The 24,342-nt window shown below is 42.7% G+C and carries 25 protein-coding genes; 21 read left to right on the top strand and 4 right to left on the bottom strand.

Features of this window, described 5'->3' with window-relative positions; translation table 11 throughout:
- Window positions 1-202: 202 nt before the first annotated feature.
- Window positions 203-1,549: a DUF58 domain-containing protein gene (locus tag I5907_RS17165; protein WP_196992027.1), complete on the top strand. Its 1,347-nt coding sequence runs from the start codon at window positions 203-205 to the stop codon at window positions 1,547-1,549.
- Between the two features lie 33 nt (window positions 1,550-1,582).
- On the opposite strand, the gene I5907_RS17160 is transcribed toward I5907_RS17165, so the two are convergent.
- Together I5907_RS17160 and I5907_RS17155 are read right to left on the bottom strand one after the other, a co-directional pair.
- Entirely contained in the window at window positions 1,583-2,119 is a 537-nt protein-coding gene (locus tag I5907_RS17160) for a hypothetical protein (RefSeq protein WP_196992026.1), read from the bottom strand.
- Between the two features lie 109 nt (window positions 2,120-2,228).
- The gene (locus tag I5907_RS17155) at window positions 2,229-3,029 is read right to left on the bottom strand and encodes a ThuA domain-containing protein (RefSeq protein WP_231402150.1); all 801 of its coding nucleotides are present in this window, start codon (window positions 3,027-3,029) and stop codon (window positions 2,229-2,231) included.
- Between the two features lie 330 nt (window positions 3,030-3,359).
- Between I5907_RS17155 and I5907_RS17150 the strand changes: the two genes are divergently transcribed.
- The 18 genes from I5907_RS17150 to I5907_RS17070 all read left to right on the top strand — a co-directional run bounded on the left by I5907_RS17150 (window position 3,360) and on the right by I5907_RS17070 (window position 20,758).
- Window positions 3,360-6,029: a glycoside hydrolase family 78 protein gene (locus I5907_RS17150; RefSeq protein WP_231402149.1), complete on the top strand. Its 2,670-nt coding sequence runs from the start codon at window positions 3,360-3,362 to the stop codon at window positions 6,027-6,029.
- 3 nt (window positions 6,030-6,032) lie between these two features.
- On the top strand, window positions 6,033-7,091 hold the full coding sequence (locus tag I5907_RS17145; RefSeq protein ID WP_196992024.1) for a serine hydrolase domain-containing protein: 1,059 nt from the start codon (window positions 6,033-6,035) through the stop codon (window positions 7,089-7,091).
- Between the two features lie 304 nt (window positions 7,092-7,395).
- Window positions 7,396-8,115 carry a hypothetical protein gene (locus I5907_RS17140; RefSeq protein WP_196992023.1) on the top strand — a complete coding sequence of 240 codons (720 nt, stop codon included), beginning with the start codon at window positions 7,396-7,398 and terminating at the stop codon, window positions 8,113-8,115.
- A 93-nt stretch (window positions 8,116-8,208) separates the two neighbouring features.
- Window positions 8,209-8,370 (top strand): hypothetical protein, encoded by a 162-nt coding sequence (locus I5907_RS17135; RefSeq protein WP_196992022.1) that lies wholly within the window; start codon window positions 8,209-8,211, stop codon window positions 8,368-8,370.
- A 152-nt stretch (window positions 8,371-8,522) separates the two neighbouring features.
- A complete protein-coding gene (locus tag I5907_RS21830; RefSeq protein ID WP_283016290.1) occupies window positions 8,523-8,645 on the top strand; it encodes a hypothetical protein in 123 nt (40 codons plus the stop codon).
- 111 nt (window positions 8,646-8,756) lie between these two features.
- Window positions 8,757-9,581, top strand: a complete 825-nt coding sequence (locus I5907_RS17130) for a hypothetical protein (protein WP_196992021.1) — start codon at window positions 8,757-8,759, stop codon at window positions 9,579-9,581.
- 227 nt (window positions 9,582-9,808) lie between these two features.
- On the top strand, window positions 9,809-10,330 hold the full coding sequence (locus I5907_RS17125; protein ID WP_196992020.1) for a hypothetical protein: 522 nt from the start codon (window positions 9,809-9,811) through the stop codon (window positions 10,328-10,330).
- 199 nt (window positions 10,331-10,529) lie between these two features.
- Window positions 10,530-11,027: a hypothetical protein gene (locus tag I5907_RS17120; RefSeq protein WP_196992019.1), complete on the top strand. Its 498-nt coding sequence runs from the start codon at window positions 10,530-10,532 to the stop codon at window positions 11,025-11,027.
- Window positions 11,028-11,157: 130 nt separating this feature from the next.
- Complete coding sequence (locus I5907_RS17115; RefSeq protein ID WP_196992018.1) at window positions 11,158-11,319, top strand: hypothetical protein; 162 nt, start codon at window positions 11,158-11,160, stop codon at window positions 11,317-11,319.
- A gap of 407 nt (window positions 11,320-11,726) precedes the next feature.
- Window positions 11,727-12,341 (top strand): Crp/Fnr family transcriptional regulator, encoded by a 615-nt coding sequence (locus tag I5907_RS17110; RefSeq protein WP_196992017.1) that lies wholly within the window; start codon window positions 11,727-11,729, stop codon window positions 12,339-12,341.
- 109 nt (window positions 12,342-12,450) lie between these two features.
- On the top strand, window positions 12,451-13,098 hold the full coding sequence (locus I5907_RS17105) for an NADPH-dependent F420 reductase (RefSeq protein WP_196992016.1): 648 nt from the start codon (window positions 12,451-12,453) through the stop codon (window positions 13,096-13,098).
- A 239-nt stretch (window positions 13,099-13,337) separates the two neighbouring features.
- Complete coding sequence (locus I5907_RS17100; protein ID WP_196992015.1) at window positions 13,338-14,213, top strand: alpha/beta fold hydrolase; 876 nt, start codon at window positions 13,338-13,340, stop codon at window positions 14,211-14,213.
- A gap of 380 nt (window positions 14,214-14,593) precedes the next feature.
- Window positions 14,594-14,953 carry a DUF1801 domain-containing protein gene (locus tag I5907_RS17095; RefSeq protein ID WP_231402148.1) on the top strand — a complete coding sequence of 120 codons (360 nt, stop codon included), beginning with the start codon at window positions 14,594-14,596 and terminating at the stop codon, window positions 14,951-14,953.
- A 408-nt stretch (window positions 14,954-15,361) separates the two neighbouring features.
- Window positions 15,362-17,440, top strand: coding sequence for an outer membrane protein assembly factor BamB family protein (locus I5907_RS17090; RefSeq protein ID WP_196992013.1), 2,079 nt, complete (start codon window positions 15,362-15,364; stop codon window positions 17,438-17,440).
- 429 nt (window positions 17,441-17,869) lie between these two features.
- On the top strand, window positions 17,870-18,472 hold the full coding sequence (locus tag I5907_RS17085) for a hypothetical protein (RefSeq protein ID WP_196992012.1): 603 nt from the start codon (window positions 17,870-17,872) through the stop codon (window positions 18,470-18,472).
- Between the two features lie 261 nt (window positions 18,473-18,733).
- Window positions 18,734-19,285, top strand: coding sequence for a riboflavin biosynthesis intermediates N-glycosidase (gene ybiA / locus I5907_RS17080; protein ID WP_196992011.1), 552 nt, complete (start codon window positions 18,734-18,736; stop codon window positions 19,283-19,285).
- Between the two features lie 228 nt (window positions 19,286-19,513).
- A complete protein-coding gene (locus I5907_RS17075; protein WP_196992010.1) occupies window positions 19,514-19,984 on the top strand; it encodes a hypothetical protein in 471 nt (156 codons plus the stop codon).
- A gap of 297 nt (window positions 19,985-20,281) precedes the next feature.
- A complete protein-coding gene (locus I5907_RS17070) occupies window positions 20,282-20,758 on the top strand; it encodes a hypothetical protein (RefSeq protein WP_196992009.1) in 477 nt (158 codons plus the stop codon).
- 502 nt (window positions 20,759-21,260) lie between these two features.
- Here the strand turns inward: I5907_RS17070 and I5907_RS17065 are convergent.
- Window positions 21,261-21,875, bottom strand: coding sequence for an NADPH-dependent F420 reductase (locus tag I5907_RS17065; RefSeq protein WP_196992008.1), 615 nt, complete (start codon window positions 21,873-21,875; stop codon window positions 21,261-21,263).
- 116 nt (window positions 21,876-21,991) lie between these two features.
- The gene (locus I5907_RS17060) at window positions 21,992-22,642 is read right to left on the bottom strand and encodes a type 1 glutamine amidotransferase domain-containing protein (protein WP_196992007.1); all 651 of its coding nucleotides are present in this window, start codon (window positions 22,640-22,642) and stop codon (window positions 21,992-21,994) included.
- A 273-nt stretch (window positions 22,643-22,915) separates the two neighbouring features.
- On the opposite strand from I5907_RS17060, the gene I5907_RS17055 reads away from it, so the two are divergent.
- A complete protein-coding gene (locus I5907_RS17055) occupies window positions 22,916-23,254 on the top strand; it encodes a winged helix-turn-helix transcriptional regulator (protein WP_231402147.1) in 339 nt (112 codons plus the stop codon).
- A 227-nt stretch (window positions 23,255-23,481) separates the two neighbouring features.
- The gene (locus tag I5907_RS17050) at window positions 23,482-24,180 is read left to right on the top strand and encodes a DUF4386 domain-containing protein (protein WP_196992006.1); all 699 of its coding nucleotides are present in this window, start codon (window positions 23,482-23,484) and stop codon (window positions 24,178-24,180) included.
- The last annotated feature ends 162 nt before the right edge of the window (window positions 24,181-24,342 follow it).

The raw sequence follows: 24,342 nt of genomic DNA, 5'->3' as shown, positions 1-24,342 counted from the left end.
TTTACCGGCTGTGGTTTTTTATGGCATCGCCTGTTGTGTCACTCACTTGTACAACATACCAGCAGGCAGCATCGATACCAAGGCAGCGGGCCTGTTTCTAAGCTGCCGGGAAATGAACAGAACGTACAAGAGTGCGACGCAACGGAAGCTTCATAGCACTACAACTGCCTGGCTCATCATTATTTAACGCGATCAGAAATTAATGAAGTCATTTTTTAAAAGATATATCGGTTCGCTTTACTTCACGCCAAGGCTGTACATGGCATTTATTGTATGTATTGCATTGTTTGTGCTGCGTTTCTTTTTTATATGGCTTGCAGATATTCCTTATGGTGCTGTAATAGCACTGGTATTACTGCTGGTGTATGATTATGCAATGTTGTATGGCCGGCAGAAGGGGATAGTTGCGGTGCGCACCATGGCCGACAGGCTGAGCAACGGGGACAATAACAACATTCGTATAGATGTGGAGAGTTACTACCCGTTTTATACCAATCTTGAAATTGTAGATGAAATACCGCACCAGTTTCAGAAAAGAGATGTATCGTTTACACTTGTATTACCGCCGGGGGAAAAGAAAGTACTGCAATACCTGTTGCGGCCTGTAAAACGCGGCAGTTATGAGTTTGGTGTCATCAATATGTACGCAACAACACGGCTGGGCATCTTTAGCAGGAAGTATGTGGCGGGTGTGCCGCAGGAAGTACCTGTGTACCCGTCTTACCTGCAACTGCGCAAATACCAGCTAATGGCCATCAGCAACAGGCTGAGTGAAATTGGCGTAAAGAAAGTGCGGCGCATGGGCCACAGTATGGAGTTTGAGCAGATCAAAGAGTATGTTGTGGGAGATGACTACCGTACGCTGAACTGGAAAGCCACCGCACGTAAAGGTGCGTTGATGGTAAACACTTTTGCTGATGAAAAAAGCCAGCAACTCTATTGCGTGATAGATAAGAGCCGCGTAATGAAAATGCCTTTTGAAGAACTGAGCCTGTTGGATTACGCCATCAACACATCGCTGGTGTTGAGCAATGTTGCGTTGATGAAACAGGATAAAGCAGGGCTGCTTACTTTTTCTGAAAAAATTAGTTCATTTCTGCCAGCGGAGAAAAAGGCTTTGCAAATGCAAAGCATTTTGGAAACGTTGTACAACCAAAAAACACGCTACCTCGAAAGCGATTATGAAAGGCTGTACATTTTCATCCGCAGAAAAATAACACAGCGTAGCCTGGTGGTTTTGTTTACAAATTTTGAATCTTTATCCGGCATGCGCAGGCAGTTGCCTTATTTGAAAAAAATTGCAGGGAACCATTTGCTGATCACTGTCTTTTTTGAAAACACCGAGCTTACAAAGTTTATAGATAAACCCTCGGCCAACCTGGAAGAAGTGTTTAGTAAAACAATTGCTGAAAATTTCTCGTACGAGAAAAAACAGATTGTAAAAGAACTGAATCAAAACGGTATTCTCACCATACTTACCGCGCCAAAAAATCTTACCATAAATGCATTGAACAAATACCTCGAGATAAAAGCGCGGGGTTTGTTATAACGATAAAAACCGGCGGTATGCCGGTTTTTATCGTTATTGCTTCAGGAATTTGAGTGGTTCATCGGTGTCTTCCAGCGTCATGTACAGGGCTTTTGTACCGTTTAACTCCGTGCCGGTTTCGTATGTGTATGAATCATCTTCCAGCTCGTCCATATTCATATCGCGGTCTTCTTTTGTTGTACCGTTTTCTGTTCTTTTATAATGAGAACTATTAGGGTGCGTTATGATAGCTTTGGTTGTTTCATTGATCTCTACCGTACCTTTTGTTACGGATTGATGGTAAGTTACAACGGTGCCAATTACCGTTTTGCCGGTAAAGTATTGCTCGTAAGTGCCGTCAGCATTGAATTTAAAAGCAAATGCAAGTTCAATGCCGTTGCCTAAATATTCTTCAGGGTCCTGGCTCCAGTAGTCGATAAGGGAAAAGTTTCCATTCATCCATGTACCCTGCAGACTTGCCGGTACATCTGTACGTGGCGTATTTGGTATAGCCGGGTTGGCATTGTCTTTTTTGCAGGATACAAAAGATAATGCAACGATCAGTGCCGTTAATAATAAGCTGTTCTTCATGTCGGTTAATTTTTTATACTGCAAAGAAAATATGCAGTGAGCTTACCTTTAACCGGTAAATGGATGAACTGATTATTTGACAGATAAGCTATCAAAAACAGCGGATGTATTATTGTTTTGTGCCGCCAAGCCAGAGCAGGCTGTTGATGATAAAACGATTTTGTATTTCGTTATCAAACTGGAATGATAGTTCTTTATTGGTCTTGTTTTCGTAATCAATATCGTTATGACCCATGTTGGTGTAGATCATTTTATATTTTTTGTTTGTCCATGCAACAGGGTAGTAGCCGCTGTGCCATATTTCATGCAGCTTGGGGCCTGTGCCCAGTGGAAAACTGGACGAATCTACAGCCAGCAAAATATCGATGTCCGGGTTTTTAGTAAGGTCTTTTTCCCAGCTATACCATTCATTAGGTGCAGATTTAAATATGTGCGGCAATCCTTTAACAGCAGGGTGCAAGCTGTCTTCTATGCGTAAAAAAGCAGCAGTGGGACGCCAGGTGTTACTTTTATATTGGCCGGCGCCTATAAAGTCGTTGTGATACCAATCCCAATCCTGGTTGTAGGCAGAAGGTGTAAGTGCAAAACCGGCAAAATGAAAACCCAGCCAGGCCCCGCCGTTTTTCATGTAGTTTTCAAATGCCCGGCGCTGTGCCGGTGTTTCCGGTCTTGTGTCGAAAAACAGCACAACATTGTATTGTTGCAGAAAAGCTGTGTTCATGTTGTTCCAGTCGTTGGTAGAATCGTACAGGAAGTGATACTTTGCCGCGATCGCCGGAAAAAACCTGTTTGCCTCATGCACAAAGCTGATGTGTGCCCGGTCTTCTTTTGCAGTATAAAATGCAATGACTTTAAATAAGGGCTTATCCTGTGCAAGAAGGGGAGCAGCACAAACGAAAATGGTTAACAAGACCAATAATTTTTTACAGCACATCCTGTTTGGTTTATAGGATGAAGATATGGTCTGATCGGGATTTAAAAGAAAGTTTTGGTAAACGACCTTCAACCACTACCTGCATTTCAATCAAAAACTGTAAGACATAAAATGACTTTGCCCCGGTTGTTTAAATTTTATATTTACTAGTCAATATTACCATTCCCTGTTGACAATTCACTATTCCCCATTCACCTCTTCCCCCTGCTCCGGCATTTGTTGCCGTACAAGAGTGCGACGCAACGGAAGCTTCATACATATTCTTTAGCCCGGCTCACTTATATTTACACACATAAACAACGAGTGATGACCATAGCCGGAAGATTGCTGATGATAGTGTTTTCTTTTACCTGCATACAGGCTTTTTCGCAGACAAAAATTGTGGCACTACAGTGCGAATATCTTACGAACCCGCTGGGTATTGATGGTGCACAGCCACGCTTTACCTGGAAAATGGCAGACACGGCGGCGGGTGCAACCCAAACGGCCTATGAAATAATTGTTGGTAAAGATTCTGCCGCACTCCTGCAGGGTAAAAACAATGAGTGGCAGACTGGTAAGATAAACAGTGCAGTGCAACTGGTGACTTATAACGGCAACGCATTGGAGCCGTTTACCAAATACTTTTGGCTTGTAAGGTTATGGAACCACAAAGGCACCATGGCCCAGGCAACAGGAAGTTTTGAAACCGGCATGATGCAGATGCGCAACTGGAAAGGTGCATGGATAAAAGATACGCGTGATATACACCTGAAGCCTGCACCATATTTCAGGAAGACATTTACTGCAGGCAGGAAAATTAAAAATGCCCGTGCCTATATTGCTGTGGCCGGTTTGTATGAATTATACATTAACGGCTCAAGAATAGGCGACCACCGGCTCGACCCTATGTACACACGGTTTGACAGGCGCACACTGTATGTAACTTACGACGTGACCGCTGCATTGCGCCAGGGTAAAAATGCGGTTGGCGTTTTACTGGGTAACGGCTGGTACAACCACCAGTCAACAGCGGTTTGGTATTTTCATGAAGCACCGTGGCGCGCAAGGCCATCATTTTGTATGGATCTGCGGATAACATACGATGACGGCAGTATTGAAACAATCGCAACAGACAGGCAATGGAAAACCACACTGAGCCCGGTTATCTTCAACAGTATTTACACTGCAGAACACTACGACGCACAAAATGAAATACCTGGCTGGAATGAACCAGCCTATATTGATACTGCATGGAAGGAAGTGATATTACCATCTGCACCATCCGGTAATATAGTGGCGCAGGCATTACAACCCATACGAAACGTTGACACTATTCCTGCTTACAGCATCAACAAACTGAATGATACCAGTTATGTGTTCGATCTTGGCAGAAATATAGCGGGCGTTACACAACTGAAAGTACGTGGTGCTGCAGGCACGGTGATGCGCCTGAAGCACGGAGAGCGCTTGTATGCCAACGGTCGTGTAGATATTTCCAACATAGATGCGCATTACCGGCCAACAGATGATAAAGACCCTTTCCAGACAGATATCTATATTTTAAAAGGCGGCGGTGAAGAAGTATTTATGCCACGGTTCAATTATAAGGGCTTTCAGTACATAGAAGTAACCAGCAGCAAGCCTGTGTCGTTGGTAAAAGAAAGCATCACCGGTTATTTCATGCACAGCGATGTTGTGCCTGTTGGCAGCATTCGCTCCTCTGCTGATATCATCAATAAAATTTGGCGTGCTACCAACAACGCTTATTTGTCCAACCTTTTTGGCTATCCAACTGATTGTCCGCACCGGGAAAAGAATGGCTGGACGGGTGATGCACAGATAGCCATTGAAACAGGGCTGTACAATTTTGATGGTATAACCGTGTACGAAAAGTGGATGGCCGATCACCGGGACGAACAGCAGCCCAATGGCGTGCTGCCTGCCATTGTTCCCACAGACGGCTGGGGCTACGAGTGGGCCAACGGGCCGGACTGGACAAGCACCATCGCCATTATTCCCTGGAATATTTATCTCTTCTACGGAGACAGCAAAGTACTGGCGGATTGTTATGACAACATCAAACGTTACGTGGATTATATCAATCTACATTATCCGTCCGGCCTCACCAACTGGGGCCTGGGCGACTGGATCCCGGTGAAATCGCAATCGCCTGTGGAGCTTACATCAACCGCGTATTATTATGCAGACGCCATGATACTGGCCAGGGCAGCAAAACTGTTTGGCAAAGAAGCAGACCATGCTTTTTATATGGCGCTGGCAGAAAAAATAAGGACTGCATTCAATAACAAATACCTCAACACGACAAACGGTATCTATGGCAGTGGATTGCAAACAGAATTAAGCGTACCACTTTTCTGGGGGCTTGTGCCGGATGATATAAAAGCAAAAACTGCCGCTGGTCTTGCAGCGCGTATAGCGGCAGACAGCATGAAGCTTGATGTGGGCCTGCTGGGCACCAAGGCCATACTCAATGCCCTGAGTGAAAACGGTTATGCAGATGTGGCTTACAGGCTGGCGTCGGCAGATATATTTCCATCGTGGGGGTGGTGGATAAAAAACGGCGCAACAACCCTGTACGAGAACTGGCCGATAGATGCCAAATCAGATATTTCGATGAACCATATTATGTTTGGTGAAATAGGAGCGTGGTTGTACAAGGCGCCCGGCGGTATAAAACCGGATGCCAATGCGCCGGGTTTTAAACATATATTGCTGCAACCATTTTTTGTACAGGGCCTGGATCATTTTGAAGCGGTACACAATGGCCCTTATGGCACCATACAATCTGCATGGAAAAGAGAAGGGAAAAAAATTGTTTATAAGGTTGTTGTGCCACCAAACAGCACGGCCACCGTTACGCTGCCGGCAGGTAACAGGCAACATGTTTACCTGAACGGTAAAAAAGAAACTGCGCAGCAGGGTGTTTACAACACCCGGATTGCCGCAGGTACTTACACATTTGAAATAAGATAGTCTATGTATATAAACATCGTCAAGTATATTACGGTTGCATGCCTGGTGCTTTTTGCCGCCTGTAAAAAGCAAACTGCAGAACCTTTCTATCCAACCAATCCTGCGTTTGCCGCGGTAGAAAAAGTACTCAACGATTCTGTAGCGCTGTTTGGCGGCAACTGTTATGTAGTGATACACAAAGACGGGGAGGTGGTGTATGAAAAAGCCATGGGTAATTTAAATGCAGACAGCCGCACATTCATTGCCTCGTGCAGCAAATGGCTTTCCGGTGCTGTACTTATGAGTCTTGTAGACGAAGGCAGGCTCAGCCTGTCAGATACATTGGGCAGGTATATGCCCATATTTACCAGGTATGGAAAAGGCGGTATAACGGTAGCGCAATTGTTTTCGCATACCTCCGGGTTCGTGGGCGATTCGGAACAGGGTTTCGAGTACGACAATACCATTACGCTGCAGGAGGCGGTAGATTATATAGCGCAGTATGTACCGTTGGTTAACCCGCCGGGAACCGCGTTCTATTATGGCAGTGTAAGCATGCATGTAGCCGGTCGTGTTTGCGAGGTTGTGTCGGGTAAAAGCTGGGCAACACTGGCCAGGGAAAAAATCTTCGATCCCTGTGGAATGGTCAATACTGATTACGGGCTAACACCCAATCCAATCATTGCCGGCGGCGCAAGAAGTACGCCCGGCGATTACATGCAGTTCCTCGATATGATCGTTAACAAGGGTGTTGCCACCAATGGTACACGTGTGCTCAGCGAAGCTGCTGTAGCGGCCATGCAGGAGAATTATGTGGCTGGTACAACGGTGTATTACACACCCGCACCGCCATACCTGCACTTCACCAATTTCTATGGCATTGGTAACTGGCGTGATGATCTTTCAGCAACCGGTGCACTTATTGAAAACAGCAGCCCCGGTGCATTCGGTACACATCCGTGGATCAATCATGAAAAAGGCTATACCGGTATCGTGTTTACGTTTATCCCCGTTGATGGTTACCTCACTACGCTGCCCACCTGCATTAAAATAAGGGAGCTCACACGCGGCATTATACAATAAGAAAGCATGGTGTAGCCTGCATTGGTACCATGTGGCATCACCTGTTGTGTCACTCACTTGTGCGTTCCGTATTTTATGGCGACTGTGGCGATCTGCTTTATCCGGCCTCCCGGCGCATCAGTTGGTATTACCATTTATCGGTACGTGTTTAATAATGAAGAGAAAAAAATAAACAGTGGATTATAGCAACCCTATAATATCAAAACGGCGGATCAACAGTGATGCAATTCAATGAGATATGATTTATTAAAATGCTGGAGTATTGCTTTTATATTTGTGTTAGCGGCAAGCTTAAATGACCACAGTGGACAAGCAACTAAAACTTTTAATTTCCTTATACGAAGAAGAAAAAGCCCGACTTCAAAAGCTTATTGACAAGTCTTTAGTTGAGACTGAATATTTAATGGCTCATTATCATTCACAAGCCTTATATCAAATAAACGGCAGACTTCAAACTTTAAAGAATATTGACGACAAGCTCTTTGACGAGAAAGATATTAGGCAAAGAAGAATTGACAGCTTACAAAAACGGATCGAGACTGAAAGTTCAGACTACATGAAGGAATATTATGTGAAAGACCTTCAACGGGCTAAAGAAAAATTAGAAAAACTAAATCAAATTTCCAGACCTGCGACACATCCCGACAACGAAACTTTACTTGACGAAACTCTAAAAAAACTGGTAGACAAGAAAGTTAAAAACCTAAAGCTAATTCTAAAAAAAGCTGACAACTTGTTTATAAGTTTTAGCTATTCAAACAGAGTATTAAAAGTGACTTTACCGTACGTCAAACAGCATACAAAAAAATGGACACTACATGCCGACAATATAAACTCTTTTAAAAATTTAGGTTTCAACTTGACAGAAACTAAAACGAAACTTATTTTGACACTTACTGGCGACAAAGAATACATCTTGAACCAAGTGAAATTAATTTTATCAAAAATAGTTTTTGAAATATTTTACTTTAAAGAGTTTGACAATGAAAGCTACATTGAGTTCACGGAAAAAGCGAGCCGATAACATTGGTATTGCCAATAGTGGGGCTTGACATTGGAACAATCATCAGCGGTACTGTCTCGTCCTGAAATAGGTTGACTAAAAATCAACCAAATCATGGATTTAAAAGAACACATCATTGCGGAGTATTTAACGCAAGGCTGCGGCTTCAGGAAGCTGGCGGCAAAGTATGGCATCAGCAGAACCACCATCTGCAAATGGATAATGATCCACCAGGGAATTCATAACTTGCCCCCCACAACAAAGCAGTCAATTTAACAAAACCACTTAGCCGATGCCGACATATTTGCTGCAGTACAAGTGAGTGACACAACAGGTGGTGATAGTAGTAATGCAGCCTGGTACAAAAGAGATTTACAGCAAAAAAATGCACCGCATTTTTATGCAATAATTATATAAACGTTGCGAAGATGCAAACAGGGATACTCCGGCGCATGATTGACCATAACCTTCCTTTTAAAGACATAAAGGTTTACTGGCCGATTGCAAATAAGGCAATGGGTTGGGGCAGTATAAACAACTTTCAACTTTAGTTCTTAAATTCAACTTTATATTTTCAATCAGCAGCGGTTATCGGCTGACAGGAATGCTAATACCACGCCTTAATCAATGCGTAGCCGCCGTCCAGCAATTATATTTAGACCATGCGTAAATTAACAATCCTGTTTCTTCTAACCCTTGCAGGCGGACTTGTGCAATCACAAAATATCTATTCTGCTTTACAATTAAATGCAGAACGAGAATACAAAACCAAACGACCCAAAAAAATTATCGAGACAAACACTTTCTTCAATTCAAGTGGCAAACAAATTGATAAAAACATCAAAACATTTGATGAAGCGGGTATGCTTTTAACAGAAGAACGGTATGACGACAATGGTACTTTGACATCAAGGTTAACTTATACAAACGACACAGTTCACAGGATTAAATTGACAAGAGTTTTTGAGAGGTGGACACAGTTTGGCTATTCTAAAGAAACTGCATTTTATTCCTACGACGCAAACTTCATTTTAACTGGTACGACTGACAAGGACGAAAATGGAAACGTTATTAATCAGACAAATCTTATTTGTAATGAAAAGGGACATCCAATTGAATTGTCATTATTTGACGGTAATGGAAATTCTTTTGGCAAAGAAACCGCCACATACTTATATGACAAAAACAAAGTTGTGACCTCTATTTTATCAAATGACGGCAGAGTTTTATCCAGCGACACGGTAAAAATCAGCTTTACAGAAGCCAGCAAATTTCCCCGCGACAATGAAGTTTATAACGTAAATGGCGACTTAATAAAATGGACAAGACTAAATATGAATGGAACTGAAACTATTTTTGAAGAAGAATACACTTATGATAGTTTTGGCAACTGTACAGAAAACAAAATCTTTAAAGTAACAGCGAAAGGAAACGGAAAACGCAAGCGAGAGAACGACAGAATATTTAGAAAAGAATATTTTTACTGACTAAGAATAACTGCTGGCAACAAAATGTTTGCCGCAAGGCTGGAAGACCTTATAATAACCATAGGTTGACTACTATCAGCTAATATCGGGCTTGACCTTATCTATTTAGCTTTTAGTTGTTAACTTCAACATTAGTAATTTTAATCGGCTTCAGTAGCCGGGCGGACACAGCAACTATTCCATCCCTGCGGCAAACCTCGAACCTTATGCGGCATTTTAAAACGACTATGAAACTAACAACTTACATAACGACAATCATCTTTGCTTTGACAATAGTTTCATGCGACCGAATAAAAAATAAGGGACAAGATCTAGCCGACAAGACTGGGGAAAAAGTTAAGGACAAATCAAAAGACCTTGTTGATAAAGTTGTGCCCCATTTTGATGCTTACAAACCGGATACAAAGTTTAATAAAGAACGTTTCATAGATTTTTTAAAAGTTGACCTTACGCCTGACATCAAAAATATTTATTGCTTTGACGATGCAATTGGCATTGACGCAGACTATATGTTTTCATTCAACTGCGACACGACAACGGCAAGAAAAATAATTGAAAAGCATCAATTAAAACTTGACAAAGAAACGGCTGACTATGCGTTTGGACTTCAACACGACTTTGACTGGTGGGACAAGAAAAAAATTGTGAACCTGGACTTGTATAGCTGGCAAGGCGACCATCAATATTTCAAATACTTTTGGTACGACAAAACTGAACAAAAGGCTTACTATTTCGACTTTGACATGTAAGCAGAAAGAAAAACGAACGTTACCACGGGTTTTGCGTCAGGCGGGCTGACGAACAATCTTGGAGCTTTGCGCTTCTAATGAATTGTAGTAATAACATCGGCTTTTGTGCTTCGAAACCCGCTCGAACGCAGAGCCCGAAATCGTTAGCGGTCAGTTAGAGAAAGACACCGAAATGAAGAGCAAAAAAGACATTTAAAACATGGCAACATTAAGAGAAGACATTAAATCACGATCAGACTGGATAGTGGAAGCATTTGCTGCTGACGGTTTCAAACTTGATTTCACAATTGACAGCATAGTTGAAGTGGACAGGTTTTTTACCGTAAATATGAAAAACGGACGACCTAAAAAAGGTGGGCGACTTTACGGAAAAGGATTTGGACCAAAACTTTTTTCTATTGGTTCGTATGTTGGTGAAACAATCATTAAAAACGTGAAAGGTGCTGACTGGGTAACCGACGACAACGACCCACAAGCCGAACTAAATTTATTTTTACAACTTCCAAATGAAGGACAAATTTGGCCGATTCAAAAAATAATGAAAAGATTTCAAAACGGAAATGAAGACGCAATCTATCCGTATGTGCATATGGTGACAAAGGAATTTACAAATTTACCATTTAAAGAAGAATTTTGGGCTGTAACTGCAGAGACAGACGAATCTGAGCAAACAAAACCCTGGTGGAAATTTTGGTAGAGCAATACGACAAAAAAGAAAACCGAACCGCTAACATCGTATTGGCAATAGGGGCTTGACAGTTTTAGATTCAACATTTGTAAATCTATTGTCTCGTCCTGAACCAGGTTGACTAAAAATCAACCAAATCATGGATTTAAAAGAACACATCATTGCGGAGTATTTAACGCAAGGCTGCGGCTTCAAGAAGCTGGCAGCAAAGTATGGCATCAGCAGAACCACCATCTGCAAATGGATAATGATTCACCAGGGAATTCATAACTCACCCCCCACAACAAAGCAGTCAATTTAACAAAAACCACTTAGCCGATGCCGACATATTTGCTGCAGTACAAGTGAGTGACACAACAGGTGGTGATAGTAGTAATGCAGCCTGATAAAAAAGAGATTTATAGCAAAAAAATGCACCGCATTTTCATGTAATAATTATACAAACGTTGCGAGGATGCAAACAGTGATACTCCGGTGCATGATTGACAATAACCTTCCTTTTAAAGACATAAAGGTTTACTGGCCGATTGCAAATAAGGCAATGGGTTGGGGCAGTACAAACAACTTTCAACTTTAGTGCTTACTTTCAATTGTATATTTCACCCGCCAGGGAAAATCGTAATCACTGCAGCAGGCTTTGATTGTGCCGGGTTGAGCAGGAGAGCGGCGTTTAAACAAGCTGGTGAAATATCTTTGTAATTGTAACAAATGAATAAGGAAGCATTATTGCAGACAAATATTGATCCATTACTTAACTACTTCAACAGGATTATTCCAATAAACAGTGAAGAGGCAAGACTGGTTACAGGCTTATTTAAACCACGTCTTTTCAGAAAGCGACAATTTATACTGCAGGAGGGAGATGTCTGTACACATTTTTATTTTGTTGTACGGGGATGTTTGCGCATGTATAAAATTGATGAAAAAGGCAGCACACACATTCTTCAATTCGCAGTCGAAAACTATTGGATCAACGACCTGGGAAGCTTTCACGGAGTTAAGCCATCATCCTTAAACATCGATGCTTTGGAAGATACGGTTGTGCTGCAAATAACCCGGGATGATTTGATTGCGCTTTACATACAAGCTCCAAAGTTTGACCGCATCTTCCGGGTGCTTTTGGAAAACAGCTTTATCCGTTTGCAGCAACGACTGCTGCAAAATATTAGTTCCACAGGCGAAGAACGTTATCAATCATTTTTAGACCTTTACCCGCACCTGGTAAACCGTCTTTCACAAGTACAGATAGCAGCCTTCTTGGGCATTACCCCTGAATTTTTAAGTCGCTTACGCAACAGGCGAAGCCGGGCAACGAAAACGTAACATCTTAATCTACATCAAGACTATTTCTTAATCAAGGTCATTGGTTACAGCCGCCACAATGATGGATTTTTGTGCGGTAAATCATTCGTTAATTTAGAAACAAAAGGTTATGACACAGACATTAAAGGTTGCAGTGATTGGTCTTGGCAATATAGGCACTACTGTAGCTACGAATCTTGTAAGAGGTAATCGTTCCGTGATCGTTGCGGATAGAAATCCTGAAAAAGCAGGCGCACTGGCTCAGAAGCTGGGCAAGCTGGCTCAACCAAAAGAAATTGCTGCTGCTATTGAAGATGCAGATATCATAGTATTTGCTGTTTGGTTTGATGCTATTAAAGAGCTGTTCAATACTTATGCATTAACGTTACGGGGTAAGATCATTGTAGATCCTTCAAACCCGATAGCTCCGGATGATAAAGGCGGCTTTAAAAAAATCATTGCAGAGAATCAATCTGCCGGTGAAATCCTGTCATCCCTGCTTCCTGAAGGTGCAAAACTTGCAAAGGCGTTAGGCACACTGGGTGTTGCTTCACTTGGCAGTGCTGCTTTTCAGCAACCTGCAAATGTGTTATTCTATGCAACTGATGATGAAAGCATAAATGAAGCAATTGAACAACTGATAAAAGATGCCGGGTTTGAAGCAGTTCGTGCAGGCAGTTTAGATAAATCTGTTCGCATAGAAGTGTTTGGAGACTTACATGAATTTGGCGCATTGGGAAAGGTTGTTACCAAAAATGAAGCCACTACAAAATTGTAATGCCAGGCGGTTGTTGGGGCAAGCGGATGATACCCTGTTCGGGGCAAAAAGGTTGAGTAGTGAAATATGAACACTGTCTACACCGGTCAGCCAATTATTCGTAATACCGGCAACCGCCAAAGTCTCACTTTTACGCTTGTCGTATTGAGCCCTAAACTTGTCGTATTTACACCACGGTTATTTGTGCAGGTTGCGCATCTTTGCTTTGTAAAAATTGCCTACCACCATCAACCTGCATTATGAAAAATATATGTACCATAGCCCGCTTTTTCAAACTGTTCTGTTGCACTATCATTGTTGTGCTAACTGCTGCCCAGGCAAACGGCCAGCAGCTAAAGCCGGTTAGCAGTGGCTATGCGCCTGCCAACGGCATCAGTGTATACTACGAAATTTATGGCCAGGGTAAGCCTTTGGTACTATTGCATGGTGCCTTTTATACCATCGGTCTTAACTGGGCAGCACTCATTCCCGAACTGGCTAAAGACCACCAGGTAATTGCCATTGAAATGCAGGGCCACGGCCATACAGCGTATGCTGAAAGAAAATTATCCATTACCACACTGGCCGCCGATGTAGAGAAGGTGATGGATCACCTGAAAATCGATAGTGCCGATGTGGCGGGCTTTAGTATGGGCGGCTCAATAGCCTACCAGTTTGCCGTACAAAGCCCCAAACGCCTGAGAAAGCTGGTCATCATTTCTTCTACGTATAAAACAGCGGGCTGGTTACCCGTTGTAAATGGCGGGTTCAAAGATTTTAAACCGGAACTGTTCGATAATACGCCACTTCAGACAGCATATGATGAGGTAGCGCCGGACAAAGCAAACTGGCACAGGTTTCTAACGCAGATGTTTCAGTTTGCAGAAGAACCATTTGATGTGGGTGCCGAAAATATTGCAAAGATTACCGCGCCGGTATTGATTATTGCGGGTGATAACGATGGGCTTGATAAAGTTGAACTTGCCAAAACCTACCAGCTACTTGGTGGCGGGGTTTCGGCAGATCTGCAGCCCATGCCAACATCGCAACTGGCTATTGTACCTGCACAGGGCCATGTAAGTGTAATGATGCAAACGGCTACACTAGCCGGCTACATGCAGCAGTTTTTGCAGTAATCACATAAAGCCTGGCATAATACAGTTTTTTTTTGCTTACGGCATCAATGCACAGGCATTAGCAGAAGTTTATTACCGGCAGTAGTTTTTAGTTGCACTGAATGCTTTATATATTATTGTTTCAGCGGTAGCATTTACTGGCGTGAAAACTGAATTGATTTATAGTATCAAATGTAGTTTTTCATGGCATCGCCTGTTGTGTCACTCACTTGTGCGTTCCGTTTTTCATGGCGGCTGCAGCGTTCCTTTTTTGCGGCATGCCTTTATTTGCCAGGCGTTTACATTTATACACAATAACCAACAATAATTGTAACGATATGTATGTACAGGCACAAATAACCGGGTATCTCAGCACCCAGCCCGCTGCCAAACGCAGTGATATGCAAACACTGCATGAAATGATGCTGCAATTAATGCCCGGTTGTAAACTGTGGTTCCTGGATGGTAAGAACAGTGAGGGTAAAGTAGTCTCCAACCCCAGTATTGGTTACGGGGAGCGCACCACCCAATATGCAGATGGTAAAACAAAAGATTTTTACCAGGTAGGCCTTAGTGCAAATACTGCGGGTATTTCGGTGTATATTCTGGGCATAGCAGATAAAACGTACCTCAGCAATACTTATGCAAAACAGATCGGTAAAGCAACGGTAACAGGTTACTGCATTAAATTTAAAGCGCTGAAAGATATCAGTATTGAGGTACTTAAAGCCGCCGTCTCTGGTGGCGTGGGGCAGGTGTAAGTACTTATTCCATTTGCTGCTTATTCAAAAGAACACTGCATGGCTACAGGCCTTTCCCTGCCACGCCGGCCGCACCGCGAACCACAGATGCCACCTGCACTGCAGATGAACGGAATGCGACGCAACGATGATGCCATAGAAAACCATTGCCGGTAACCCTCATCCCATACTATTTTCCTGCCACGTACCATGCTATTGCCAAAAAGCGCAAATAGGGCATTCAGCGCAACTGCATACACCACCGGTAAGTCAAAAACGCTTTAGTATGTTTAACAGCGAAACGCCTGTAACAGCACTTGCACGTTTTCCTGCATTGCCCGTTTGCTGATATCTTTATATTTGCCATGATGGCCTTGCATTGGTGCAGGGCCAGTAAATATTTACAAACGATTTTATCAGCTACTCCAGATGAAAAAAATTACCGGCATTTGTTTATTGTTTGCACTGGGTGCCTGTGGCCCCAAAGAACAGGATGATGCGGCCAACTGGCCCACTTACGGGCACGACGCATCCAACAACAAATTTTCAGCGCTTACTTACATAGATACAGCAAATGTTACGCAGTTGCAGGAGGCCTGGCGTTTTGAAGATACAACAGAAGGAGGCGTATACTTTAACCCTGTAATGGTAGACAATAAGATGATCGGCCTTATGCCTTCCAATAAACTGGTGGCGCTGGATGCTGGAACAGGCAGGTTGCTGTGGCAGTTTATGCCGGATTCTTCAGCTATCTCCAACTGGTCGCGGGGTATTACTTATCACCCTGGTAATCCCGGCCGCATCTTTCTTATTTCGGGCAGCACGTTGTATGCACTCAATGCAGATGATGGTAAAGTGTTCAGCGGGTTTGGCACCAATGGCCGTGTAGACTTTTATGAAGGCCTCGAAGTGCCGGACTCTATGCGTGCCGCGGTGGCTGTATCGAGCAATGCGCCGGGTGTAGTGTATAACGACCTGTTTATCGTGGGCTGTAAAGTACCCGATGAACTGCCATCCATACCCGGAGATATACGTGCATTCAACATACATACCGGCAAACTGGAGTGGACCTTTCATGTAATACCCAAACCGGGTGAGTATGGTGCCGATACATGGGGCGCCAATGCCCGCAAACGCAATGGCGGTGCCAACTGCTGGGGCGGTATGGCGCTCGATGCAAAACGTGGTATCGTGTTTATACCAACCGCTTCGCCCTCGTTTGATTTTTATGGTGCAGACAGGCCCGGTCAGAATCTTTTTGCCAACTGCCTGCTGGCACTCGATGCCAAAACAGGCAAACGCATCTGGCACTTTCAAACCACGCACCACGACCTGTGGGATCGTGACAATGGCTCGCCGCCAAACCTCGTAACAATCAGTCGCGACAATAAAGCAATAGACGCCGTGGCGCTCGTTACCAAAATGGGCTACCTCTTTCTTTTCAACCGCGAAACAGGAGAGCCACTCTATGGCATAGACGAAGTACCGGTAGATACCGTAAGTACCATGCCGGGCGAAAAGCCCTGGCCCACGCAGCCGCGGCCTGTTAATCCACCGTTTGCAAGACAGGGCTACCAGGATAGTTTTTATGGCCGCTCTGCTGCATGGATAAAAGAGCAGGTAGCCAAAAACGGGTATAAGACCGGCATTTACGAGCCACCATCAATGGCCGGCTCCATTATGCTGCCAACGGCGCATGGTGGTGCCAACTGGGGCGGCGCTACGGTAAACCCAAACACCAATATGCTTTTTGTGAATGCCACCGATATACCCATGATCTTAAAGATCACAGACCTCAAAAAGATACGTGCAGCCAACCAGCTCAATCCGGAGATATTGTTCAGGACCTACTGCAGCAACTGCCATGGCGCAGACAGGAAGGGTGGGGTAGGGCCCGATCTTACAGGCAAGGTGAAAACGTACCCCAATGAGAAGATTGCAGGCATAGTACAAAAAGGTGCAGCACCCATGCCTTCTTTTTCTTTTCTTTCACAGGCGCAGATTGCATCTATTATCTCTTACATAAAAGATACGGCCATACAGCAAACCTCTTTTGAAACCGGCGATATACCTGCCAACAATGAGCCTTATGGTTTCAACGGTTACAGTTTCTACCTCGATCCCGATGGCCACCCGGCTATTGCACCGCCGTTTGGTACCATGACGGCTATTGACCTTAACACGGGCAATATTGCATGGCAGGTTCCCCTGGGCGAAGACACGGCATTTAAAAACATGGGTATTCCCAATTCGGGTATGTTTAATCGCGGCGGCGCTATTACAACGGCTGGCGGGCTTATTTTCATCGGTGCCACGGGAGATAATATGCTGCGTGCATTTGATCAGTCAACCGGTAAAGTGCTGTGGCAGTACCAGCTACCGGGTATGGCCAGTTCCATACCATCTACGTATGCGGTGGGTAAAAAGCAGTACCTGGTAGTATCTGTAAACGGCGAGCCGCAAAACAACTTCAAAGGCGGTTATATCGCTTTCGCGTTGCCTGATTAGGTATGCCAGCCTGCTGCGTGTGCCTGTAAAGAAAGATTATCTTAGCCGGCAGTGGTATGTTATGGCATCACCTGTTGTGTCACTCACTTGTACGTTCCGTTTTTATGGCGACTGTGGCGTAGCCGTTTATCCGGCTCCCTACAGATCACCTACTTGTGCTTGTGATTGGCTGCTTGTTTAAAAAAGATAATCAAAACTTCAACAGTGGATTATAGCAACGTTATAATATCAAAACGGCGGATCAACAGTGATGGCATTCAATGATATATGATTTTTTAAAATGCTGAAGTATTGCGGTTATATTTGTGTTGTGTGCAACCCTATTTGACACCTCACAACTATTAACACGTATTTTCAATTTCGCTTTAACAATTCGGGTTTACCTGCTTTATATTTATGTGCAATTACTAAACATCTGAATCTATTTTAATGAAAAATTTCATACTCTTTATTTTATTTATTTCAGTAGTTAAAAACTCATCAGGACAATTGACAAAAAATAATTGGTTAGTTGGAGGTAATGGATATTTCAATTCAACCGCCTACAATAATTCGGCAGGAGCCTCAGGTCAAAAAGTGACAAATATTCAATTGACACCCAATATCGGATATTTCATTGCAGACAAATTTGCTACAGGATTAAAACTTGGCTTTGGCTCATCAAGATATCGAGTGGAAGGACAAAATAGTTTAACTAAAAACACAACCTATAGTTTTGGCCCTTTTGTTAGATATTATTTTCTGCCTTTGAAAAAACAATTCAATATTCTTATTGATGGAAGTTATCAATATGGTATAGAGCGTGGTGGTGGAGCTTCTGCACCAATTGGACAACCTCTAAACTTTTCAATTACTCAGTATGAAAAGAATACCTTCTCCATCTCTGCTGGACCAGTTCTATACTTTAATTCAAGTGTTGGCTTGGAATTTTTAATTGGTTATTCTACTTCAAAATATGTCAAATTTAGTGGCACTAACAATTCGTTATTAGTTGGACTAGGCCTTCAAGTTCATTTAGAAAAAGACAAGTAGAAGAAGGGTGTGCGTACAACAGGCGGTTTGGCAATATGGCGGGGCGACGAATATATGCTCAACTTTTTTCGCTAATCGGTTTCAGTTCCAGCCAAAGAATAATGCCAATCAATAGAATAAATAATGAACTTTTAATTATAAATTTAGCTGCGGTTACAGGCTGACGATTTTCAAATACCGCCACATCGCCAAGCCGTGGCCGTTGGCAGCTATTTGATAAAATTACTGTTTAGCTTGCAGACTACATACATTATAAGTGACATGACATATAACTTAGACTGGCTGAAACAGAATTTTGAGACAGGTGACAGAATTAAATACCTATTCTTTTGGGGACATCAGAAAAGTAAAAGTGGCGATCTCACTTCCTCTTGTTTTAGTCAGTGGTGGGCTTCACCTTTCATCATTGATAATGTAAAATATAATACGGCTGAACATTGGATGATGGCACAAAAGGCACTGCTTTTTAATGACCATGACAACTACAGTAAAATTATTATTGCTAAGTCACCAGCTGAGGCAAAAGCGTTGGGAAGAGAAGTCAGAAACTTTGATGACGTTGTTTGGAATGAAAAGCGTTTTGATATTGTTGTGAAAGGTAGTTTATATAAGTTTAGCCAAAATGAGGAACTTAAAAGTTTCCTGCTAAATACAAAAGACAGAGTATTGGTAGAAGCAAGTCCGGTTGACAGAATATGGGGCATCGGACTGACTGCGGACAGTAATAAAGCAGAGAATCCTAACCAATGGAACGGACTTAACTTGCTTGGATTTGCGTTGATGGAAGCTAGGGATGTTCTAAACAAAGTTTAATCAAAGAACAATAAAACAGCCGCTAACATTTGCTTGCCAAAATAGCGGCTGACAGGAGTTATCAGCAACAGGAATTCTATTGAACGATATAACTATATTTGAACTAATGGAATGCTATTCCCGCTACTTCGGCAAGCAGTAGACCGTTAGGCGTCATTTCAAGTTAGATCGGCTCAAAACCATTCAAACTAATTTTTTCATCGCCAGATAAGCTATTGCAGATATAGTATGTTGGAAGACCAGTTCGTAATCAGACAGTCTAAAAAGAAGCAAATCGGTATTGTTTTATTGACGGCGGGTTTGATTATCTATTACTTCGTTGGTCCTTATGAGAAGACCAGAATTATCTACAAAGAAAGCCCAACTTTTACAATCATTTTAGGCATTGTTTTTTTCACGTTGCTTGGTTATTTCTTAAACGAGTTAATTACACGTAAAGCGGAAATAATTTTAAATAAAGAGGGAATTGAGCTACGGGACAAAGGCTTTTTTACTTGGGACATGATTGAGAGCTTTTCAACCCTTTATTATCGCTACAGTGAAAACCGTAATATTGATTTGGTATTACATTTCAAGGAGTATGCGGATATGAAGTTTGACATTACTCGTCTTGAACAGGACAAGGACCAAATCACAGAGTTAATAATGAAATATAAAGGAACTGCAAGCCTGTATTTTGTAAGTCACGAAACAAAATAAAGCGAACGCACAACATCGGCTTGCTGCTATGCCGGCTGACGGAACCCAGCATCAGCTTTTTGTTGTCTCGTCCTGAAATAGGTTGACTAAAAATCAACCAAATCATGGATTTAAAAGAACAGATCATGGCGGAGTATTTAACACAATGCTGCGGCTTCAGTTTGAAGGCAGGCAATTATAAAATATCAACTCTTTGGCAAGCCTCGAACGTTAGTAGTAAGCATTATTGGAATGCCCTAATAATTTTACAAGTAAATGGTAGTAGACTTTGGAAACATTTATGAGCACACAATCCCAATGAAGGATTTTAGTTTAAGTTGGCGGTTCACTGACGATAAATATGACAATCTGCCTGAACTACATTTAGACCAACTCCAACCATTAGACAACCTTGCTTCTAAATTTTTGTGGGATTATATTTCAAATTCAAGACTTCATGACGACGTTCCATTTAAAGCGAATTTTTTCAAAACTATTGACAAAGCAAAAATTGACTTTGACAATAAGAAAGTAATTAAAAAATGGCTTTATCATCGTGGACTTCCGTTTGATAAGCAAGTCTTTCTTTCGTGGCAACCTGACCAAGCAATGATTGTACCTTGGAAACTGTTCATAAAATATTTTGACAGCTTTTATTATTCTGATGACTTAACAATAATTGACCAAAGTTTGACTTGGGCGTTATTATTTTATCATGAATCTGAAATTTATTTTGGGACAAACAATGAATATAAACAAAGTGAAGACTTTGCAGAACATCAATTTATTTGGTAAAGCAATTCAAAGCAGACAGAAAACGCCAGCCACCAACTTTGGGTTTAGTGCAGGTGTGGCTTCAGCTCGACAAACTAACATCAACCAACTGCAAAGCGTTTAATATCTTATTCGGCCTTTGACTTATTATTGGAAGTTTAATCAGAGCCTTTTTCGGAGAACGCAAATACTTAACAAATTTCATCCCTGACGATAGACACGTAAAAATAAAATACCTGACTTCATTGCTAAAGACAAAGAGCTACAGTTTTGATTTGACTGATATCACAAGTATTGAAATCGAAAAGGTTAATTGGTTAATTGATTATCCAGCATCAGTCAACATTAAGAGCAAAGAGGAATGGGCTAAATTTCATTTGGTTGACAAAAAAATGAAATCAATGCTTCAGAGCGACATTGTTGAGGCTAACACAAGTATTGCCAATACTGAGGCCTCACATTGGAGCAGTCAGCAGCGGATGCTGCCATTCAACAATGCTGTCAACTCTTCCGGCGAAGCATATCACCGGCGCACAACCTTAAATGCCATATCTCGTCCATTACCTTGCATGATTGCAAGGTTTATCCACGACAATGCAAATTGTTCCAGCAGTACAACTTTGTCTGCTTTGCCAAAATCAATACAGCCGCCAAAACCGCAATCAAGTGCCAGTTGCCGGGCAGTTTCTTTGGCTTTATCACTGTCACCAGCCATAAACATATCGATACGTTCGTTATTGTACACAGGGTTCAGCATATTCTCAAAACCGGTAGTATTAAAACATTTCACAATCGCAGCACTGGTTCTGTCGGCCAGGCAATGATAAACTGTCGGGTAAGGTTCAGGACCTTTCATTACGGCATTCGAGGCATCTATGATAACCTTACCTGAAACGTCACCCATCTGCTGAATAATGTCAAATATGGCTGTTGCTGGTGTGGCAATCAAAATAACGTCGCATTGTTTTACCGCATTTTCAATCACCGCAAACCTGTCTTCGCCAATCTTTGTGGCAAGCTCAATGCTTTTACCGCTCAACGGAAAGTTTGCACCGATCAAAACGGTGTGACCCGCTTTAATCCATTGCTGCGCAAGTGCACCGCCTACATTACCCGATCCTATTACTGCAATTTTCATCATCATTAAATTTAAAATAAATAACCGTCTGTCGCTTTACTTTTCCTGGTATTTGTTCAATGTATTACCGCCAGCTTATGGCAAGACTTTGGTAATGCTTTTTTATAATTGAGCTATTACCTGTTCAATGCTTTCACTACCAGTTCTGCCGCCGCAGCACCGCTGTTCTGTTGCTGGCCCGTAATCAAATTTCCATCAGCAATTGCATAGCTGCTAAATGCTGCGGCCACTTTAAATGTGGTGCCGGTCAGTTTGCCTGCTGTTGTTTCTATGCGGTAGGGTTGAATTTTTATACCTGCTGCCTCATCAGCGTAATCTTCTTCAGCATTGGCAAAGCCTGTCCATGTTTTACCATGCACCAATAATTCTCCATCCGTTTTCTTTGCTTCCAGTAACAGCGTGGTGGAATGACAAACCGCTGCACTGGGCTTACCCGCTTCATAGAAGGCAACGAATAATTTCTCAAGGCCTTTATTCCCCCTGAATGTGTACATCGGGCCCTGTCCGCCTACCAGAAAAATAGCATCATAGTCGGCAACATCTGCTTCCGTAAGCTTTTGCGTATTTGCCAGCATATCATTAAACGATTGCTGCTGCATATAGCCCAAAGAAATAACATCCCCGGCCGAGTATCCGCTTGCATCCGTGGGATTAGAATAGCTGTCCATTTCAAGTTTGCCACCGGCAGTAGAAACCAGTGTTACCATATAACCAGCCTCCTGGAAAACCCGTAACGGATGTGTTAGTTCTGCAGCCCAAAAAACCAATAGGCCAGCCTGTTTGTGTGCTTACAGCCGGCGAACTGGCCACCATTAAAATCTTACCTTTTGCAGGTGCACCATGAAAATGCACGTAGCTGTTTACTTCTGTAATCATTATGTTTGGTTTGATGTGTTAAATACTCGTGGTGCACTGCTTAGTGCCCCCAAAAACTTTTGTACCACAAATATCACTGCCATATCTACCTTCGCAAGCAGTATAACCAAAAAGTGCGATACGCACTTTTGGGTAAGTAATGCTGCCACCAATCGTTACATATAATGCCTGATTTTAACTACAACGGTAAAATTTATTACAACCCTGTGCAACTGGTTATGGAACAAATAGGGGGTACGTGGAAGGCTCCCATCTTATGGCGATTAAAAGACCACGTGATGCGCTATGGCGAATTGCGCAAAGACATTCCGCACATCTCTGATAAAATGCTCACAAGCCAGTTGAGAGAACTGGAAGAAGATGGTTATATTGAACGCAAGGTGTATGCTGTAGTACCGCCCAAAACGGAGTACAGTCTTACAGAGCAGGGCAAAGACATCATAGAACTTATTACAGCCATCAGGAATTACGGCCTTAAAATGATAGCAAAACAACAACCGTAGGCGCAGGAAATCCAATACGGCTATAGTAAAAAGAGCTTGAAGAAACCATGAAAAAAATAATTGGGTGAGCATCGGTTCCATGTGGCATCGCCTGTTGTGTCACTCACTTGTGCTTTCCTTTTTCATGGCGGCAGCAGCGATGCGGTAGCGGTTTCGTATTGGTGCGCTGGCGTCTGTGCCGGTAAGCGCTCCTGTGAAAAAACCAACCACAATAAAAAGCAGCAAATATGGATACAAGTATACAACACGCCCGGTTGGTTAAAACCGCAAGAATTGCAGGGCTGTGGTACCTGCTACTGGCAGTTTCCGGTGTTTTCGGGTTCATGGTTTTTCATCCCCGTATTTTTGTTGGTGATGATCCGCAGCAAACATTGAATAATGTCATTGACCTGGCGCCGGTTGCAAGAACCCGGCTTTTTTTTGAATTACTTATTATCGTTGCGCAGGCACTTACTGCAGTATGGTTTTATAAATTGTTTTGCGGTATTAATAGATGGGCTGCTTTGGTATTGGCAATCTGGGGCACAGTAAATGCGGTAATAATCATGGTTAGTGCAACGTCAATGAGCGCCATCATCGATATTGCCGGCTCATCGTTCTCAACGCCACGTGAAAAAATAATCGGGGTACAAATATTAATGGGTATAATCGCAAACGCATGGTCTGTAGGTGGTTTGTTTTTTGGGCTTTGGCTACTGCCGATGGGTTATATGGTAATCACTTCCCGCAGCATGCCGCTATGGTTGGGCAGAATACTTATAGCAGGCGGAGCAGGTTATCTTTTACAAACGTGCCTTAACTGTGCAGGATTTCAAAGCGCTTATACTGGTATGCTTGTTATACCCGCAACAGCCGGTGAGTTTTGGATGATCGCTTATTTGTTGGTATACGGCATAAGGGCTGTGCCGGTGGGCAGCAGAGCATAGCCTGCAGCGGTTCAGTACCCGTATGTTGCCCGCTACTAAAATCGCAACGCTCAATCCTGGTAATGTATCAGTTGTGAAAATAGCCGCTTGAGGGTTCGCATAACAATAACAAAAGAAAGGTTACCCGTGTTCCGGTTTTGAATAAATAAAGAAGCCCTTGCG

Source organism: Panacibacter microcysteis (assembly GCF_015831355.1).
GTDB classification, from domain to species: Bacteria; Bacteroidota; Bacteroidia; order Chitinophagales; family Chitinophagaceae; genus Panacibacter; species Panacibacter microcysteis.
The sequence above is the reverse complement of the archived record's forward strand: the minus strand, read 5'-3'. Positions and strand labels throughout refer to the sequence as shown.

Excerpts from the sequence above, each read along its gene's own strand:
- I5907_RS17165 (WP_196992027.1), top strand. The coding sequence starts at position 203 with ATGAAGTCATTTTTTAAAAGATATATCGGTTCGCTTTACTTCACGCCA.
- I5907_RS17160 (WP_196992026.1), bottom strand. The coding sequence starts at position 2,119 with ATGAAGAACAGCTTATTATTAACGGCACTGATCGTTGCATTATCTTTT.
- I5907_RS17150 (WP_231402149.1), top strand. The coding sequence starts at position 3,360 with ATGACCATAGCCGGAAGATTGCTGATGATAGTGTTTTCTTTTACCTGC.
- I5907_RS17145 (WP_196992024.1), top strand. The coding sequence starts at position 6,033 with ATGTATATAAACATCGTCAAGTATATTACGGTTGCATGCCTGGTGCTT.
- I5907_RS17135 (WP_196992022.1), top strand. The coding sequence starts at position 8,209 with ATGGATTTAAAAGAACACATCATTGCGGAGTATTTAACGCAAGGCTGC.
- I5907_RS21830 (WP_283016290.1), top strand. The coding sequence starts at position 8,523 with ATGCAAACAGGGATACTCCGGCGCATGATTGACCATAACCTTCCTTTT.
- I5907_RS17130 (WP_196992021.1), top strand. The coding sequence starts at position 8,757 with ATGCGTAAATTAACAATCCTGTTTCTTCTAACCCTTGCAGGCGGACTT.
- I5907_RS17125 (WP_196992020.1), top strand. The coding sequence starts at position 9,809 with ATGAAACTAACAACTTACATAACGACAATCATCTTTGCTTTGACAATA.
- I5907_RS17120 (WP_196992019.1), top strand. The coding sequence starts at position 10,530 with ATGGCAACATTAAGAGAAGACATTAAATCACGATCAGACTGGATAGTG.
- I5907_RS17115 (WP_196992018.1), top strand. The coding sequence starts at position 11,158 with ATGGATTTAAAAGAACACATCATTGCGGAGTATTTAACGCAAGGCTGC.
- I5907_RS17110 (WP_196992017.1), top strand. The coding sequence starts at position 11,727 with ATGAATAAGGAAGCATTATTGCAGACAAATATTGATCCATTACTTAAC.
- I5907_RS17105 (WP_196992016.1), top strand. The coding sequence starts at position 12,451 with ATGACACAGACATTAAAGGTTGCAGTGATTGGTCTTGGCAATATAGGC.
- I5907_RS17100 (WP_196992015.1), top strand. The coding sequence starts at position 13,338 with ATGAAAAATATATGTACCATAGCCCGCTTTTTCAAACTGTTCTGTTGC.
- I5907_RS17095 (WP_231402148.1), top strand. The coding sequence starts at position 14,594 with ATGCAAACACTGCATGAAATGATGCTGCAATTAATGCCCGGTTGTAAA.
- I5907_RS17090 (WP_196992013.1), top strand. The coding sequence starts at position 15,362 with ATGAAAAAAATTACCGGCATTTGTTTATTGTTTGCACTGGGTGCCTGT.
- I5907_RS17085 (WP_196992012.1), top strand. The coding sequence starts at position 17,870 with ATGAAAAATTTCATACTCTTTATTTTATTTATTTCAGTAGTTAAAAAC.
- ybiA (WP_196992011.1), top strand. The coding sequence starts at position 18,734 with ATGACATATAACTTAGACTGGCTGAAACAGAATTTTGAGACAGGTGAC.
- I5907_RS17075 (WP_196992010.1), top strand. The coding sequence starts at position 19,514 with ATGTTGGAAGACCAGTTCGTAATCAGACAGTCTAAAAAGAAGCAAATC.
- I5907_RS17070 (WP_196992009.1), top strand. The coding sequence starts at position 20,282 with ATGAAGGATTTTAGTTTAAGTTGGCGGTTCACTGACGATAAATATGAC.
- I5907_RS17065 (WP_196992008.1), bottom strand. The coding sequence starts at position 21,875 with ATGAAAATTGCAGTAATAGGATCGGGTAATGTAGGCGGTGCACTTGCG.
- I5907_RS17055 (WP_231402147.1), top strand. The coding sequence starts at position 22,916 with ATGCCTGATTTTAACTACAACGGTAAAATTTATTACAACCCTGTGCAA.
- I5907_RS17050 (WP_196992006.1), top strand. The coding sequence starts at position 23,482 with ATGGATACAAGTATACAACACGCCCGGTTGGTTAAAACCGCAAGAATT.